This is a genomic window from Vibrio mangrovi, assembly GCF_024346955.1.
GTDB classification, from domain to species: Bacteria; Pseudomonadota; Gammaproteobacteria; order Enterobacterales; family Vibrionaceae; genus Vibrio; species Vibrio mangrovi.
This window is the reverse complement of record NZ_AP024884.1, coordinates 1194025-1211117: the sequence shown is the minus strand read 5'-3', so window position 1 is coordinate 1211117 and position 17093 is coordinate 1194025. Positions and strand designations below refer to the sequence as shown.

Genomic DNA, 17093 nt, shown 5'->3' with positions numbered 1-17093 from the left:
ACTCAGTTGGTTGCAACAGCCCCTAGAGAGAATCATTTTTATCAATCACCGTTTTACCGTGATGAGATAAGGAACATATCGTATGGATTTGAATCGTAAACGTGTTTTGCTTACTGGTGCTTCTGGCGGAATTGGTCAGGCTATTGCTGCTGAGCTGGCTGCGGCCGGAGCCAGTTTATTTCTGGTTGGGCGAAGTCACGAGAAACTGGAAGCCATCAGATCCTCACTTCCTGAACCGGACAGACATGTGGTTTTCCCTGCGGATTTAACTCGTGAAGCCGATCTGGAACGTTTGAATAAGGAAGGAAACCGACTGAATCAGTCCGGGCAGGGAATTGACATCGTGATCAATAATGCCGGGGCAAATGAGTTTAACTTTTTGTCTCGTCGTTCCGCGGTATCGGTTCGGCAGGAACTGGATCTTAATCTGCTGGCGCCCATACTGATGAGTCAACTGGCGTTGAATTGGTTGAATCGTCCGGGAATTATCCTGAATATCGGTTCAGCATTTGGGGGAATTGGCTATCCCGGATATACCGTCTATTGTAGTGCGAAAGCTGGTGTATATCGTTTCAGTGAAGCACTGGACAGAGAGTTAGATGGTTCTGGCATTCGTGTGCTTTACGTCGCTCCCCGGGCGACGGATACGGATTTGAACTCACCAGTGGTGAAACAGATGAATCAGGAACTTGGTAACCGGAGCGATTCTCCTCAGACTGTGGCAAAAGTCGTTGTAGAGTCCTTAAGAAAAGAGACGACTTCCCGCTGGATTGGCTGGCCGGAAAAACTGTTTGTGCGGATTAACCAGATTTTTCCGACAGTAGTGACTCAGTCTATTCGTCGTCAGCAAGCTAGAATTCATCACTTTATTGAGCTGATTAATTCAGGAAAATTATGAATTAGGTTGAATGGATTTGTGAAAACTTAAGCTGCTATTTTTTGGAATTAATATCACATTCATTGTTTTTTGGGTAAGGTTTTTGCGGCGCGAGTCACGTTTTTTTGATGAAAAGTCACGTTTAATGAATAAATCTGCTTGAAAAGAATTGAAGCTGATGACGTCAGATTAAAGTATCAGTGATAGGAGCGCGGTGACTAACAACGCTGGCTGAAACGAAAAAAACTATAACAAAATAATAAGGGCCTGTCTTCGACAGGCCCTTATTTATTGGTGCACCTTATTATTAGTACACACTAGTTGGGATCTGGCTGTGACCACATCCCCGGAACCTGATGCCAGTAGGTCTGATGATAATTCTCTCCGGAATCATGCAAGAACCCCAGTGGTTGATTGGGGAAACTGTTTTTGCATAATACTCTCTCTTCTGGAATAGCATCACATCCCAATGCTGGTGTTGTGGTGTATCGTCTGTCCACACAGTCCATTGAATTTCCGATCAAAAAAGAGCCGGCAATATCCGCTTCCTGAGATGCCGGGATAACATAGATATCTGGCTGAATATGGGAATAAATATATTCAAAGAGATCCGGATATTTAACCGGACCGCCGACAATCAGAGTTCTCAGAGCACTGAGTGGGTAGAAATGTCCCGGCGAGAAGGCTTTCTCCTGTAAATGTGTCAGATATGCAGAAGAGATATGAACGATATTACTTTTGGATTCCTCTGCCAGTGACCACAATGCATTCATACTGGGGAAAAAAGGTTCTCCATCATAAAAAACCAGAGTTGCACCACTGGCGAGTGCTGAAGTGTGCCAGATGAAGGAAGTGCTGCTGCACGAACAGTGACTGAGCAGGCGGGTTTCCGGCTGAATATTGCAGTGGAGCTGATGTTCCTTCAGGTGGTTGAGAATTGTTCCACCAACGCGATGAACGATTTGTTCTGTTCTTCCTGAGGGTAATCTGCGGTGGAGAATGAACAGTGGATCGTTAAAACCGATGCGTTCATAGTTGATGCCTCTGGGCAGATAGCTGGCCAGAATGGCCTGCCAGTCAGAGAACTTGTCGACATAATGAGAAGAAAATTGTGGCGTTTGCAGATATTCGATTTGACAGGTGTTGATTACACTTGAAAGTTGGGTTGCCAGTTTCTGATTGTTTTCTTCCGTATTGATCGTTGCTCCAGCCCGGTTATAACCATTACTGCAAAACAGGACTTTTGGCTGAAGTGGCTGAAAGTTCTCAATAGCGGTTTGAATATCTGTATCTTCCGGAGACAGAGAAGACCATATTGCACCCAGACTAGTTACCGCCAGCAAAGAGACAATGGTTTCCGGTAAGTGAGGCAGATAGGCGACCACAACATCTCCTTTTTCAACACCATTTTGGATTAGCCATTGCTGGACGAGCGATACCTGATCACATAATTGCTGCCAGGTCAGTGTTTTTGTCTGACCATTCTCGTTTTTAAACCACAGAGCGATCGCTTCCGGTTCCTGAAATGCATAGGAAAGCAGGTTTTCTGCGTAGTTGAGCTGTGCCTGAGGAAACCAGATAGTATCTCGGGCCGCAATGAACTTGTCCCATCTGGCAATTCCCTCACCGAAAACACAGTCTCCCCTGAATCCGATAACGTCACAGTACTGCCATATTTCCAGCCAGAATTGCTTACTGTTCGTAACCGACCATTGATGAAGCTGTCCAAAATCTTCAAGCGCTTCGCCCTGCATATTGATGTGCTGGATAAACTGGTAAAGGTTTGATGAACGAATGGATTCGGGACTGGGTGTCCATAGTTGAGCATCGTTTGCCATAGTTTTATCTCGTTGTCATGTGCAGATAAGGGAATCGGCTCCGCATTATCAGTCGTATATAACTTGACTCGTTGTATATAACCTGATGAATCCACTTGAATCAGAAGCTACTCATCCGATTATAGATATCTAAAGTCTTGTAAGATTTGGTGAAAACGTCAAATAAGAAAATGTCATTGAGATAGGAGAATTGTAAATAAAGTGAGTTGTCCGGCAAAATTCAGATGAAAAAATAGCCAATCACAACGAAGGTGATTGGCCGTAATTTATTGTGAACAAATTTGTATTCACTAACAACGTCAGTTGGCTAGGTGACCCTCGGCTTAAAAAGGGTCGCTTTAATATATGCATGGACCGTGCCAACTACAAAAATTCCCTATTTTGTTCATTTTATAGGCAAAAAAAGTCATATGAGTTCTTTCTTTTGCAAAATGAAAATGCAATATGCAAAATAAAAACAAAATGCTAGTGATACCTTTGTCATATTTATGTTAAATAATAGTCATATAAATTAAATCATTTGATTATATATCTAAACAATTGAAATTATGAATGATAGTGAATGTTTTTAATTTTTATGATTTAAAAATCAATGAGTTGTGTTTATTTTTGGTGTTTTATTCTAAATGCCCAGTTGGAATTATGGTAATTCGTGTGTTATTGTTTTAGAAAATTAATTAGAGTTCAAACTAATTGAGCATTATCATGATCACAAACACACGATGCTCTGATGTCGCTTTAGCGATATCAGAGTCTCAGAATTCAACCTGGGTTCTCAGAACCCCCATTCGTTCCGATGGTCAGCGGGTCCATGAATTAGTCAGTTTATGTCCACCATTGGATGAGAATTCTGCATATTGTAATTTCTTGCAGTCAATCCATTTCCAAAAGACCTGCATTCTGGCCGAACAGCACAATGATGTACTGGGATTCATTTCTGCTTACCGTAAACCAGATTGTTCGTCCGAGCTTTTTATCTGGCAGGTCGCCGTTCATCCTGCTGCCCGGGGGAAAGGGCTGGCATTTGAAATGTTGAATGCACTGGTTTCTCAGGCGCACCTTCATGACATAGAAGCCATTGAAACCACCATTACAAAAGATAATCAGGGTTCCTGGAGCCTGTTTAAGAAATTCGACCGGTCCTTCGGACTACAGGGTCAGGTTTCGACTTTCCTTGATGAAACCCGCCATTTCGATGGGCAGCATGAGACGGAATATTTGTATCGCATTCCACTGAAATCAATGTCACAGAAGTGACTGCTGCCGTCAGACCATTCCATACATAGAAAATGAAAACAAAGGTAATTTATTCTGTTATGAATATTTTTAGCGAGAAAGAGTCAAACGTACAATCGTATGCCAATCACTTTCCGGTTGTGTTTGCTACAGCCAAAGGGAGTTGTTTGTATTCCGAATGTGGTGACCGTTATCTTGATTTTTTATCCGGTGCCGGTGCGCTGAACTACGGCCATAACAATGCGATTTTAAAGCAGGCATTGCTGGATTATATCGACCGGGACGGACTCACTCATGGTCTGGATATGTATTCACAGGCCAAAGCTGAGTTTTTACAGGCACTTGAGCACCATATTCTCCGCCCCCGAATGCTGAACTATAAAGTTCAGTTCACCGGGCCGACAGGTACGAATGCTGTTGAAGCAGCATTGAAACTGGCCCGCAAAGTGAAAGGTCGCAGTAATGTGATCGCCTTTACCAACGGTTTTCACGGTTGTTCATACGGTGCGCTGGCTGCTACCGGAAATCAGCATCACCGGGGTGTGGCAGGACCACATTTACATGGCATTCATCGTCTGCCATATGACGGATATGCAGGAGTGGATGGCCTGAAACTGTTTGAGACCATGTTATCCGATGGTTCTTCGGGGCTGGATAAACCTGCGGCAGTACTGCTTGAGACCGTACAAGGGGAAGGCGGTTTGAATGTTGCCTCCGAGAGCTGGTTGCAACGGTTAAATATTCTCTGTAAACAGCACGATATTTTGTTGATCATCGATGATATACAGGCTGGTTGCGGGCGCACCGGGACATTCTTCAGTTTTGAATCTGCCGGGATTACACCGGATATTGTCACTTTGTCAAAATCTATCAGCGGATACGGCTTGCCGATGGCGTTGGTATTGATGAAACCGGAGCTGGATATTTGGGAACCCGGTGAACATAACGGGACATTCCGCGGTAACAATCATGCTTTTGTTACAGCAACCAAAGCGATCGAAACTTACTGGAAAAGTCGTGAGCTGGAGAATCATGTCAGTCAGTGTGGTCAACAGGTGACACAGGTTGTTGAACAGATGGCCAGCCGATATCCGGAGTTATTCTCCAGAAGAAAAGGCCGTGGCCTGATGCAGGGGATTGAATGTGTTTCCGGCGAGATTGCCGGAAAAATTGCCCGGGAATGTTTTAATCTGGGAATGATCATCGAAACTGCCGGCCCGGACAGTGAAGTCCTGAAATTTTTCTGTCCGCTGACAATCAGTATGTCAGAGCTGAAAGAAGGACTGGATATCTTTATCTGTGCGGCGGAGAAAATCGCTCCTCAATATATAAAAAAGGCTTCTTAAGGGATTGTTATGATTGTCAGAACATTAAATGAATGTATTCAAAGTGAACGCCGGGTTGTGTCGGAAAACTGGGAAAGTGTCCGCATGTTATTGAAAGATGACAATATGGGGTTCTCATTTCATATTACCACGATATATCAGGATACCGAGACGCATATTCATTACAAACATCACCTTGAATCTGTGTACTGCATCTCCGGTAATGGAGAAATTGAAATGGCTGGTGGTGAAACCTTTCCGATTCAGCCCGGCACGCTGTACATCCTGGATCAGCATGACGAACACTATCTGCGGGCTTTCCCCGGACAGAATATGGTGATGGCCTGCGTATTCAATCCCCCATTGAATGGACAGGAAATCCACGATGACTCCGGTGTATATCCGCTCACTCAAGTGTAGGGGGTGTTGATATTTCGTGGCTAAATGCATGACAAATTGCTGCAAAACCATTACGAAAGGTCAAGATGCTTTAGTCATCGGTGAGCTTATTGTATTTGGAGGAATGAATTTATCCGGTCAGTCTCAGAACTGGCCGAATATAACAAAGGAGAAAACATGTCATTTACCGTAGAGAAAATCGGCGGTACATCAATGACTGCATTTGATGCAGTACTGGAAAATATCCTGCTACGACCGGAGAATCCATATCAGCGGATTTTTGTTGTTTCAGCTTATTCCGGCATAACCGACGCACTGTTGGAATGTAAGAAAACCGGGCAACCCGGTATTTACCAGTTAATTGCTCAGCGAAGCGAACAATGGCAGGAAAAAATGGGGGATTTAGAGCAGCGAATGATGCTTATCAATCAGAATATTTTTGCCGATCCTATGTGCCGTCTCCGGGCCGATAAGTTTATCCGTTCCCGTCTGTCCGAAGCCCAAATCTGTATCCGTAATATTCTGGATACCTGCCAGCATGGTCAGTTTTCGCTGAATCGTTATTTACCACAGATCCGGGAGTTTCTGGCTTCTCTGGGGGAAGCTCACAGTGCTTACAATACGGCACTGAAGCTCAAATTTACCGGTATCAATTCTCGGTTTGTAGATCTGTCGGGATGGAATGAACATCATCACGGGAGTCTGGATGAAGTCATCCGTCAGGCTTTTGAGCATATTGATGTTGCATGTGAGCTTCCGATTGTGACTGGTTATGCTTATTGTGATGAAGGACTGATGAAAACTTATGACCGTGGTTATAGTGAAATGACATTCAGTCGTATTGCAGCTCTGACTGGTGCCGGGCAGGCCATTATTCATAAAGAGTATCATTTGAGTACAGCAGATCCGGGAATTGTCGGGCCAGATATGGTTCGGCCGATGGGAGAGACAAACTTTGATGTTGCCGATCAATTGGCGAACCTAGGAATGGAAGCGATTCATCCCAATGCAGCAACAGGATTGCGCCAGCAGAATATTCCTCTGATTGTGAAAAACACGTTTGAACCGGAGCATATCGGGACTCGTATTTCAGGAGAGCATGACCCGGATGGCTGCCGGGTCGAGATTATTGCTGGTCGGGATAAAGTGTTCGCACTTCATCTTTTTGATCAATCAATGGTCGGATTGGTGGATACAGTCAGCTATGAAATGGCAGAAATGATTGCTGAATCTCAGGTAAACCTGATCGGGAAAGAGATGAATGCCAACTCAATGACATACTATCTGCATGGTCAGAGTGATAGTCTGAACCGGCTGCTTGCCAATGTAGAACGGTGTTATCCGGCAGCGTCAGTCTCCGGAAAAATGGTTGCGCTGATATCGGCTATCGGTGCTTCGATGGATACCAGTGAAGTGCTGGCAAATGGTATGACGGCGTTGAGTCAGGGAGATATTCAGCCGATGGCCGTACATTCATCACTCAGAAACGTCAATGTACAGTTTTGTGTGGAAGATAAACATTACCATCAAGCTATCTGTCTGTTGCATGAAATGCTGATTGAAGGGCATTGCCCCGGAAATCCGAACCGTCATGCTGCATAAGTTTGTCTGAATCGAGTGATCTGAAAACCGGACCGATTGTCACAGACGTCCGGTTTTTTACGGCCAGAACTCCCCCCGAATTTTCTTGCAAATAACAGTAAGAAAATAGATGTGAAATAAATATTGATAATTATTTTACGGGATGTGAATACAAATAGAATAATATATATCCAGTTTGCTTTTTTGTGTAAAAATAAGAGATCGAATGATATGCACCATCATTCCGTTCATTGTTTAAATAGAATGTTTTAATTGAGTTTATAAAATGAATATGCTAAGTGAATAGTATTCTGTATCGTGACAATGCTATTTATCTATTCTATTTTTAGTGACGTTTTTCAAGATAACGTCAATCAATAGACCCGATTGATGATGAATAAAATCTAATTATTTTACAATATATATAAATAAATTCTAAAAATGATCTGTCATTTCATGATCTTTATAAAAATATTTTAATTTTGATGTTTGTCTGGTTTTTCGGGGAAAAAATGTTGCACAATCTGGGTGCAATTGGTCTTGGGACATCATGATAAAGCCTGATGTATTATTACATCGGCTTATGCATGTGTTTGGCATATATTTACGGACAATGATGAATAAGGACATTACCTTTATCTATATTCTACATATTTTCGTTTGAGTACGAAAACTAATTGCAGTAAAGATTATAGAAAATAATTAAAAGGTAAATGAAATGAATAAAAAATATTTATCCAAAACGATGGCTGCGTTGATGCTCTGTACCTCTTTTGCTTCGTTTGCAAATGCGGATAAACCAACCGTCAAAATCTACGCAACCGGAGGAACCATTGCGGGGAGTTCTGAATCGAACACTGATACAACAGATTACGCTGCGGGGAAAATCGGTGTTGATCTGCTCATCGCCGCTGTGCCCGAGCTGAAAAATTTTGCTCATGTTATCGGTGAGCAAATTGCGAATACAGACAGTAACAACATCAACCAAAATATTCTGTTAAAGCTCAGTAAGTCTATCAGCCTGCAACTGGCGGATGCAAAAACCAGTGGTGTTGTCGTAACTCATGGAACAGATACACTTGAGGAAACAGCATTCTTTCTTGATCTGACTGTGAAAAGCGATAAGCCTGTAGTGGTTGTTGGCGCGATGCGTCCGGCGACTGCAATCAGTGCTGATGGTGGCATGAACCTGCTGGAAGCCGTCAGACTTGCATCAGATGATGGAGCGAAGCAACGCGGTGCAATGGTTGTGCTGAATGATCGGATTGGCTCTGCATTTTATACCACCAAAACCAATTCAACCATGCTGGATACATTTAAAGCAACGGAACAGGGATATCTGGGAGCGTTCTTAAGTGGTGAACCTCATTTCTACTATGAGCCGACTAAACCGATTGACAAGCCTTATTTTGATATCAGCCATATGAAACAGTTGCCGAAAGTGAAAATTCTGTACAGCTATCAGGATCAGGATCCCACTTTGCTTCGTGCGGCAATTAAAGACGGTGCGAAAGGGATTGTGATTGCAGGGACCGGAAACGGCTCTTTATCTGATGTTATGCTTGCCGCTGTGCAGGAAACAATGGACAAAGGCATTCCGGTTGTTCGCTCAACACGTACCGGTAATGGATTCGTAACGCCAAAACATGAAGGTATTGGCTCTGGTGTTTACAATCCTCAGAAAGCAAAAGTTCTTTTGTCTCTGGCATTGGCTCAGGGTGACAGTATCGAGACAATCAGAAATTATTTCGAAGACTAGATATTACTTCTCATCTTTAAAGGGTCTGCCTGCGGACCCTTTCTTTTTTTTTGTCCTCTGATTTTCCTTGCCACATCAGGTGTGAAAAAGCTGAATTTCAAAATCAATATGCGCTAGAATTGACAAAAATGTAAATTATTTATTATTTAATCTTGTGCATATACATCCAAATAACCTCAAGATGCGGGATTCAGAGTGTCTCCAGTCAGCACTATTCAGGAACAATGCTAGTCGGGATTCTATCTCAACGACATTTACAATATTCCAGAAATGTAGTGTGGATTTATCTGAGTATCAGTTTCTACCTGAAACACAGTTTTGCCAAAGTATAATATAGCGTGAAAAGCATGAATTCTCTGAAAGTAAAATTAATGGTTGCCTTGATAGGTTCAAATATTCTAGTGATGGCTATCTTTGCAATGATCACTCCCTGGCAAGTTGAAAAACGTTTTCTGGATGAAGCGAAATCCGTTCATTATCAGAATTTTGCCCAAATGATCGGCCACTATATTCAACAGAATGGCTCTTGGAATACATTAGAAGATGCATTGCGTTTCGCCCATCTGGATTCAGAAATGAGAAACCACCGGGCCGGGTTTTATCCCCCGCGAGCGCTACGGCAAGAGATACCTTTTAAATTTGTTGTGTCCGATATACAGGGACATGTAGTCATTGGCGGAAAAGATTATCAACCGGGAGCAAAAATTAGTTCAGCCTTGTTATCTCAGGGAGAACCAATCCGGTTGAATGGTGAAACGGTTGCCTATGCATTACCCAGTGGGAAAGTCCCTTTGACCGCTTCAGACCGAAATTATCTGAAAGCACTGAAAGAGTCTCTTGCCTATGCATTTGTGATCTCGTTTGCCATTCTCATTCCGCTGGGGCTTTGGGAAGGACATAAATTGGTTAACTCGCTCAAGCGATTAATCTCTGCTGTAGAAAAAATGGAGCAGGGCGAACTGGCACAGCAGGTGACTGTACGTTCGAATGATGAAGTCGGACGGCTGGCGGCTGCTTTTAATACTATGAGCAGCCAGATTGTCAGGCAGGCGGAACAATTGAAAGAGCTGAGTATCAGAGATGCTTTGACGGGACTATATAACCGACGCTTTTTTAATGAAGAAGTTGCATCACTTTATGAACAGTCGATTCAGGAAGATAGTCCTTTCTGTCTGGTTCTTGGGGATGTGGATTATTTTAAAATGATTAATGATCGCTACTCACATACTGTCGGAGATCTGGTCTTACAGCAGATTGCCGGAATTCTACAAAGTTCATGCCGGGACAAGGATGTCGTTGCCCGTTATGGTGGCGAAGAATTTGTGATCGCTCTGGCAAATAGTGATATCGCTCAGGCAATTCAGACCATAGAGCGTATCCGGATGACGATTGAGTCTCATCCCTGGCAGGAAATTGCAGCAGGGCTACGGGTTACGATGAGTTTTGGAATCAGTAGTAAAACGGATCATGAGCATATGGAACATTTGTTACTTCAGGCGGATCAACAGTTATATCTGGCGAAGGACAATGGTCGAAACCGGGTATCCTCAGCTTGACAGGACAGTCATTTTAACCATCAGGAAATTGATCTCACGAATTGATGTTTTTTCCCCCGTTAATTTGTCTGAGTCCTCTATCGTTGACTATATTGTCCAATATCTAAGCAATCGTTGCGATAAGGACTCAGATCATGATTCGCCATCTATCATCGATGATTTTTACCATACTATTATCCGTCTGCTCACTTCTGCCACTCACGGTGGTCCATGCTGAGAATGCCCCCGACAGTCTGAAAGAATTGATCCCTCAATTGGAAACCTGGGGGAAAGATCCTGCTTTGGTTGACGCCGTTAAAGCGCAGAATGACCGGGGAGTCTCTCTGGATGAGATAAAAAAAATAGATGAAACATGGCGGAAGACATCGGATGTTGATGATTTTATGTCGTCTCTGATGTCGAATTCCGCAGCCCAGAGATTAATGGAATTTGAAGCGAGTATGCCATTTCTTGTCGAACTGTTTCTCATGGATAATCAAGGTGCCAACGTCGCGATGACGAATAAGACATCGGATTACTGGCAGGGAGATGAAGATAAATTCATCCAATCGTTCAATGGTGGTCACGGGAAAGTTTACATCGGCCAGGTGGAGTACGATGACAGTGTTCTGGCTTATCTTGTACAGATCTCTGTTCCTGTGATTGACTGGCAGGGAAACACGATAGGCGCGATTACCATCGGAATTAATCTGGATGAGTATGAAGACCAGTAAACCTCTATGATTGCCCGGATGATTCCCTCTGAAACTGAATCTTGAGAGCATCCGGGTCTTTGCCAGACCAGACTGCCGTCAGCAGGCTTTTACCAATAATAATCACACCAATAATAATCACAATCGTCAGATAAAGAACAAAGTATGACACGTCACCTGTTGGTGGGGTGTGCTGTACTGCTTGTGAGGAGGGATTGATGAATTATTTTAAAAATCTGGGAATTCGATGGAAGCTATGTATTCCATTGGTTCTTGTGATGTTGCTGGTGCTAAGCCTTTCGGGCAGAAGCCTGTATTCCGAAGGGTTACAGGCTGAAGCGATTACGATGGTTACCCGTCATGAAATTCCGACCCTCAGTCTGGTACAGATGGCTGACCGGGATCTGTATCAGGCCTGGGTCGCAGAACGGAGTATGCTGACGCTGGCAGTCAAAACTGAGCAGTATCAGCTGATGCAGAAAATGCATGCTGATAGTATCAAAAGTGCCGGTGAGCGTATGAAAAAGCTCAGTGCGTATCAGTTAAATCCCGAAATGCAGCAATTAGTCGATCAATTCTGGGAGTCTTATCCTGAGTGGGTCAAGGTCACACAGAGAATCGAGTATGAGAGGAGCACAAATACCCGGGCAGGGAGAAGTACGGCGATCGGACTATCGTACAAGGAGGCCTTTGACCTGTTCCGTCAGACCCAGCGTTACCTCGAGTTGATTACGGATATCGTTATTTTCAATTCGGATGAACGTGCTGAACAGTTAACAGAGATGCATCAGAAATATCGCACCGGGCAGCTATTGCTCGTCGGGTTTTCTCTGCTTGTCTGTCTGGGTATCATCTGGCTTTTCCCATTATTGATCATCGGTGATCTGCAACATATCACCAGGCATATTCAGGCACTGGCAAAAGGTGGTGGGGATTTAACCAAACGCTTGGGATTAGACCGTCGTGATGAGTTGGGAGAGCTTGGATCTTATCTGGATCGGTTTATGAGCGAACTCCATCACCTCGTCAAACAGATTATTGCCAATGCCGGGCAGAATAATACGCATGTGTCGCTATTGGGTGATATGTCCCGTAAGGCCTGTCAGACCGCCCAGAAACAGGTCGAGTCGATGCGTGAGGTATCTGTTTCCAGTCAGGAGATGAGTACTGCAATTCAGGATGTTTCTCTGCGGACCTCTGAAGTGGCCGGTTCTACAGAGCAGGCAGGTCAGTCGGCCAGTGAGGGACATCGGCAGGTTGAGGCAACACAACAGAGTATCGGTTTATTGAACGAGAGTGTCGAACAGGCTGTGACCGCCATTTCACGGATTGATGAATTCACAAACAAGATCAGCTCAGTATTAACGATTATCAGCGGTATTGCTGAGCAGACAAACTTGTTAGCGCTCAATGCTGCGATTGAGGCCGCAAGGGCGGGAGAGTCCGGACGAGGATTTGCCGTGGTTGCCGATGAAGTCCGGGGGTTAGCGAATAAAACCCAAAGCTGTACCGAAGATGTGAATGAAATGATTACCAATCTGGAAAAAGGTGTTCAGGATGCTGTCGGTATTATGAATCAGGCGACGGAAAGGGCATTGGCGACGAAAAACTCCAGTGATGAGACGCGGCAGGCGATCAATGACATGATGGAGTCGATGAATCATGTGACCGAAAGAACAACCCAGATTGCTGCTGTGATTGTTGAGCAAAGCAAGATGGCGGAACATATTCAGCAAGAGATCAGTGTGATTGAGACACAATCTCAGGAGAGTGTTGAAGAGTCCTCAGAAGTCGATCAGGCTTGCCGTAAGCTGGATGAACTCCATCGGCAATTGTCTCAGGTTCTCGGAAAATTTACCGTGTGAATCAGGAGTCTCTTCAAATTTTTTGATGAAGAGACTCGAATGTTCCTCCTCTTCATTGATCTCTGGTTTTTTTAGAATCTGTCTGTCATTCGAGTCGCGAATCGGAGAAAAATCATGTCAAACGTACGGCAGATTCACCAAATTATCCCAGCTCAGCCCACATCTGACGGGGACGGCGTAAAAATACGTCGTGTCGCCGGTTTTAACCACAAACAATTTTCACCGTTTCTGATGCTGGATGAGCTGAAGTCTGATGAGCGGGCTGACTATGTCGGTGGTTTCCCACCTCATCCACACCGTGGAATTGAAACTCTGACTTATATGATGCAGGGGCATTTTCAACACCGGGATCATATGGGAAATGTCGGAGAACTTCGCTCCGGAGGTGCCCAGTGGATGGCTGCCGGCCGTGGTGTGATTCATAGTGAAATGCCGATGATGGAAGATGGCTCATTACATGGATTTCAGATCTGGATTAATCAGCCGGCGAAAAATAAAATGCAACCGGCACAATATCATGATTTCCAGCCCGAAGTGATTACTGAATATACTCATGATGAGACCGGATTACTGCGTGTGCTTGCTGGAGAAACAGAAGTTGCAGGTCAGGCACTGAGTGGTCCGTTGCTTCAGACTGGCGTCCCTCTTTTAGTCGCGGACTGGCGGGCCTGGCGGGGACAGTCACTGACACTGAGTATACCGCGGCCTCATCAGGCGATGATCTATGTTTATCGAGGTGAGATCCAACTTGGTGATAACAGTACTGAGAAAAGCGGCAGTGTAAAAGCCGGACAACTGGCGTTGCTGACATCTGGTGACTTTCTGGCTATTCAGTCTCAAAGTCAGGAAAGTGGAATATTGGTTTTATCCGGTGAACCGATTGATGAACCTGTGGTACATTATGGCCCGTTTGTCATGAATTCATATGCTGAAATCGAACAAGCCATCACTGATTACAACAGCGGTAAATTTGAGACTTATTAGTCAGAAGTTTCATATGTTGTCAAATGCGCTATTCTTTCAGTAGATGTCAATTTTGAGGGCTATATCATCGTTCGCAGATTGTGTGTATGCTCGGAATTTGTTCCAATGGGGCACCTGACGATCGAGGCCTTTGATGGCCGGTTGTCCCTGATGAAGTTGTTGAAAGGAGCGCACCATTGAAATCGGTATTGGCGGTGCTGGGTCTGCTGCTTATAAGCTGTAGCGCAGTTTTAATTTATATGAGTTACCGGGATTATATCAGTCCTGAAAAGATTTACGGTTCCTGGCTGGAAACGCAGGTGATGCATGACCGGCGGGAAGTCATTACATTTAATAAGCACGGGGTTTACCGGAATAGCCACCTCATTACGACGAAGTTTGACTTCGACGGTAAACTAATTCAGTTTAAGAGTGGCGGACGGGAGACTATTTATCAGATTAGTGGAACTTCAGCATCTCCGCAGCTAAAACGTATTGAACCCAGTCAGCCTGTTCAGGTCTTGATTAAGCAGGGCTATGAACACACATTAGAAGAACCTGATAATGCCTGGCGCCGGCAGAATACGAGAAGTGCTTTCGCCGAAGGTTTCACCAGCGACTAACTATTCTTCTTCCTTTTCGTTACCAATTTTGTGAACACTTTGTCAGGACAATGTACATGATGTGCATTGTCTCTGGCGATGTGTGGCGTTTTTTGCTAGCGTTTTGTCACTGATATATGTAACTGACCATTATTTATGAATCCATGGATTACCGATATTCTGTCATCACCCGTCTGGAAAAGAGAAGACACGAGCATTCTCTTGATTACGTTTGCCAGTCTGATTGCCTGGATGTTATGGCGTTTCTTGTACCGTCATCTGAATGACCTCACTGAAAAGACCAAGGTTCATTGGGACGATTTGTTACTCCATGCATTGCGGGCTCCTGTCAGTGTATTGATCTGGCTCTGGCCGGCGGGCATCTCTCTTGGTCTGCTACTGGATGATCTGACCGACAGTTCCTTAGACTGGCTGGAAACCCTGAAACTTGTGTTGCTGGTTTTCTGCTTTGTCTGGACGTTACTGAGGCTGGTCGGCAATATCGAGCATTATTTTCTGCTGACTAAAGATAAAGATAAAACTACGGTGCAGGCGATTACCAAGGTTGTGAAACTGGCTGTAATTGTTGTTGCTCTGTTGTCTATTATGCAGACGTTTGGCCTGAGTTTGTCCGGATTGCTGACTTTTGGTGGTGTCGGTGGTTTAGTGGTTGGTTTTGCAGCCAAAGATCTGCTGTCCAATTTTTTTGGCGGCATGATGATCTATTTTGACCGGCCTTTTAAAGTCGGAGACTGGATCCGCTCACCGGATCGTGCGATTGAAGGGACAGTCGAGCGAATTGGCTGGCGGATGACAGTGATTCGTACTTTTGACAAACGGCCTCTGTATGTACCGAATTCGGTATTCAGTAATATTGTGGTCGAAAATCCATCCCGGATGCTGAACCGGCGAATCTATGAGACGATTGGTTTGCGATATGGTGATTCGGAGAAAGTCGCTGCCATTGTGGCCGAAGTGAAAGCGATGCTGGAAAATCACCCTGATATTGATGCCAGTCAGACCCTGATTGTCAACTTTGATGCTTTTGGAGCGTCATCACTGGATTTCTTTATCTATACCTTTACCAAAACGGTGAACTGGATGCGCTATCATGAAGTTAAACAGGATGTGCTGTTAAAAGTGATGGAAATCATTCATCGTCACGGTGCCGACATTGCCTATCCGACTCAGACACTCCGGCTGGAACCTGAAAGTGCCGGAGTTGAATCGCTGGAAGCGCGTCTGAGCCGCTGACCTCCGATACCAATATCATCGAATAACCCGGGCAGAAATCTATCTGTCCGGTTATATATTACCTGTCTGTTGATACGAGAGCGTGTTTCTTGTACTTCTGTGGCAATTTTCATTATTTCTGAAACAGAAGATCTCCTTGAATTTGATATAATGAAATTGATTTCATAATATTAAATTTTGTTATATATAAAACCTTCCTGACAAAATTATGTCTACAGGAAGGATAATCAGAGCAAACCCACATGCCAGAACATGAATCAAGGGGGAAAGATGCGTGTTGACATCGTTGGTCGGCTTTTGGGAGATTTTTTTCTTGAAGCGAAAGTAGCTATTGCAGATATCAGTTTGTATTACGGATTGGATTTGAGTGATTATCCGGAAGATATGACACTAGAAATGCTGGTTTATCAGCAGTTGGGAGAAACGCCGGCATTAGGAGAATCTTTTCACTGGCAGGGACTGACCTGGGTTGTCGCCCGGGTCTGTGACTGGCAGGTTAGAGTTGTGGGTCTGAAGTTACCGGCGCATTAAGGCGTTTGGCTGTTCAGGGTTGATTTGCATAAGCCGTAGATGTAATCATCAACATACTGATTATTGATGAAAGAATTTTGTGCAAGGCATCCTTCTCGAATAAAACCCCGTTTTTCCAATAGGTTATATGAACCTGAGTTTTCCGTCGAACACATGGCAATTAGCTTGTTCAGGCCTAATTCTGTAAACGCAAATTTAACGAGAATAGTTAAAGCTTCTGAAGCAATGCCTTTGCCCCGGGCATTTTCTAATAGCATGAACCCAACTTCGGCTATCTTGGCTGTATGATTGGTGATTTTTAATCCAATGAGCCCCAATGTTGCTTTCGTTGACAGTTCATTAATACTGAACGAAAGCCAGCCATCACTGTTTATATCCCAGGGTTTTAACCGACAGTTAAAAACTGTCCATGCAACATCCTCATCAAAAGGATTGTATACATGTTTCATGGTTCGGGGATTGGTGTAGAGTTCTTTAAAAATGGGCCAGTCTGATTCAGTCAATTGTTTTAATTTTATTTTTGTACCTGAGGCTTCCACATTGTTTCCTTAAACGATTTGATCTTCACTGGGAAGGGAGATGAATTCTGACTGAGTACCGGTGAATCCCGGCACT

16 protein-coding genes are annotated in these 17093 nt (G+C 44.1%); 13 read left to right on the top strand and 3 right to left on the bottom strand.

The features are described 5' to 3' along the window. Positions 1-82 precede the first annotated feature (82 nt). Positions 83-898 (top strand): SDR family oxidoreductase, encoded by an 816-nt coding sequence (locus OCU74_RS21480; RefSeq protein WP_087482982.1) that lies wholly within the window; start codon positions 83-85, stop codon positions 896-898. 296 nt (positions 899-1194) lie between these two features. Here the strand turns inward: OCU74_RS21480 and OCU74_RS21475 are convergent, their stop codons facing one another. Beyond that, complete coding sequence (locus OCU74_RS21475) at positions 1195-2715, bottom strand: AMP-binding protein (protein ID WP_087482981.1); 1521 nt, start codon at positions 2713-2715, stop codon at positions 1195-1197. A 705-nt stretch (positions 2716-3420) separates the two neighbouring features. Here OCU74_RS21475 and ectA point away from each other — a divergent pair. The 7 genes from ectA to OCU74_RS21440 all read left to right on the top strand — a co-directional run bounded on the left by ectA (position 3421) and on the right by OCU74_RS21440 (position 11284). Next, entirely contained in the window at positions 3421-3972 is a 552-nt protein-coding gene (gene ectA / locus OCU74_RS21470) for a diaminobutyrate acetyltransferase (protein ID WP_087482980.1), read from the top strand. Positions 3973-4031: 59 nt separating this feature from the next. After that, positions 4032-5297, top strand: coding sequence for a diaminobutyrate--2-oxoglutarate transaminase (ectB, locus tag OCU74_RS21465; protein WP_087482993.1), 1266 nt, complete (start codon positions 4032-4034; stop codon positions 5295-5297). Positions 5298-5306: 9 nt separating this feature from the next. Next, a complete protein-coding gene (locus OCU74_RS21460) occupies positions 5307-5696 on the top strand; it encodes an ectoine synthase (protein WP_087482979.1) in 390 nt (129 codons plus the stop codon). Positions 5697-5852: 156 nt separating this feature from the next. Beyond that, complete coding sequence (locus OCU74_RS21455) at positions 5853-7277, top strand: aspartate kinase (RefSeq protein ID WP_087482978.1); 1425 nt, start codon at positions 5853-5855, stop codon at positions 7275-7277. 697 nt (positions 7278-7974) lie between these two features. Beyond that, complete coding sequence (locus OCU74_RS21450) at positions 7975-9015, top strand: type II asparaginase (RefSeq protein ID WP_087482977.1); 1041 nt, start codon at positions 7975-7977, stop codon at positions 9013-9015. Positions 9016-9362: 347 nt separating this feature from the next. Next, positions 9363-10571, top strand: coding sequence for a diguanylate cyclase (locus OCU74_RS21445; protein WP_087482976.1), 1209 nt, complete (start codon positions 9363-9365; stop codon positions 10569-10571). Between the two features lie 134 nt (positions 10572-10705). Next, on the top strand, positions 10706-11284 hold the full coding sequence (locus OCU74_RS21440) for a PDC sensor domain-containing protein (protein ID WP_200807800.1): 579 nt from the start codon (positions 10706-10708) through the stop codon (positions 11282-11284). A gap of 4 nt (positions 11285-11288) precedes the next feature. Here the strand turns inward: OCU74_RS21440 and OCU74_RS21435 are convergent, their stop codons facing one another. After that, on the bottom strand, positions 11289-11435 hold the full coding sequence (locus tag OCU74_RS21435) for a hypothetical protein (protein WP_159457484.1): 147 nt from the start codon (positions 11433-11435) through the stop codon (positions 11289-11291). Between the two features lie 46 nt (positions 11436-11481). Between OCU74_RS21435 and OCU74_RS21430 the strand changes: the two genes are divergently transcribed. The 5 genes from OCU74_RS21430 (at position 11482) to OCU74_RS21410 (ending at position 16478) form a co-directional block, all read left to right on the top strand. After that, positions 11482-13128 (top strand): methyl-accepting chemotaxis protein, encoded by a 1647-nt coding sequence (locus OCU74_RS21430; RefSeq protein ID WP_087482975.1) that lies wholly within the window; start codon positions 11482-11484, stop codon positions 13126-13128. Positions 13129-13242: 114 nt separating this feature from the next. After that, complete coding sequence (locus tag OCU74_RS21425) at positions 13243-14112, top strand: pirin family protein (protein WP_087482974.1); 870 nt, start codon at positions 13243-13245, stop codon at positions 14110-14112. A gap of 176 nt (positions 14113-14288) precedes the next feature. After that, complete coding sequence (locus OCU74_RS21420) at positions 14289-14714, top strand: DUF2850 domain-containing protein (protein WP_087482973.1); 426 nt, start codon at positions 14289-14291, stop codon at positions 14712-14714. A 135-nt stretch (positions 14715-14849) separates the two neighbouring features. After that, a complete protein-coding gene (locus OCU74_RS21415; RefSeq protein WP_087482972.1) occupies positions 14850-15947 on the top strand; it encodes a mechanosensitive ion channel family protein in 1098 nt (365 codons plus the stop codon). Between the two features lie 270 nt (positions 15948-16217). Continuing rightward, entirely contained in the window at positions 16218-16478 is a 261-nt protein-coding gene (locus OCU74_RS21410; protein ID WP_159457483.1) for a transporter associated domain-containing protein, read from the top strand. On the opposite strand, the gene OCU74_RS21405 is transcribed toward OCU74_RS21410, so the two are convergent. Continuing rightward, positions 16475-17017, bottom strand: coding sequence for a GNAT family N-acetyltransferase (locus tag OCU74_RS21405; RefSeq protein ID WP_087482970.1), 543 nt, complete (start codon positions 17015-17017; stop codon positions 16475-16477). The two genes, OCU74_RS21410 and OCU74_RS21405, sit on opposite strands and share 4 nt — an antisense overlap. Between the last annotated feature and the right edge of the window lie 76 nt (positions 17018-17093).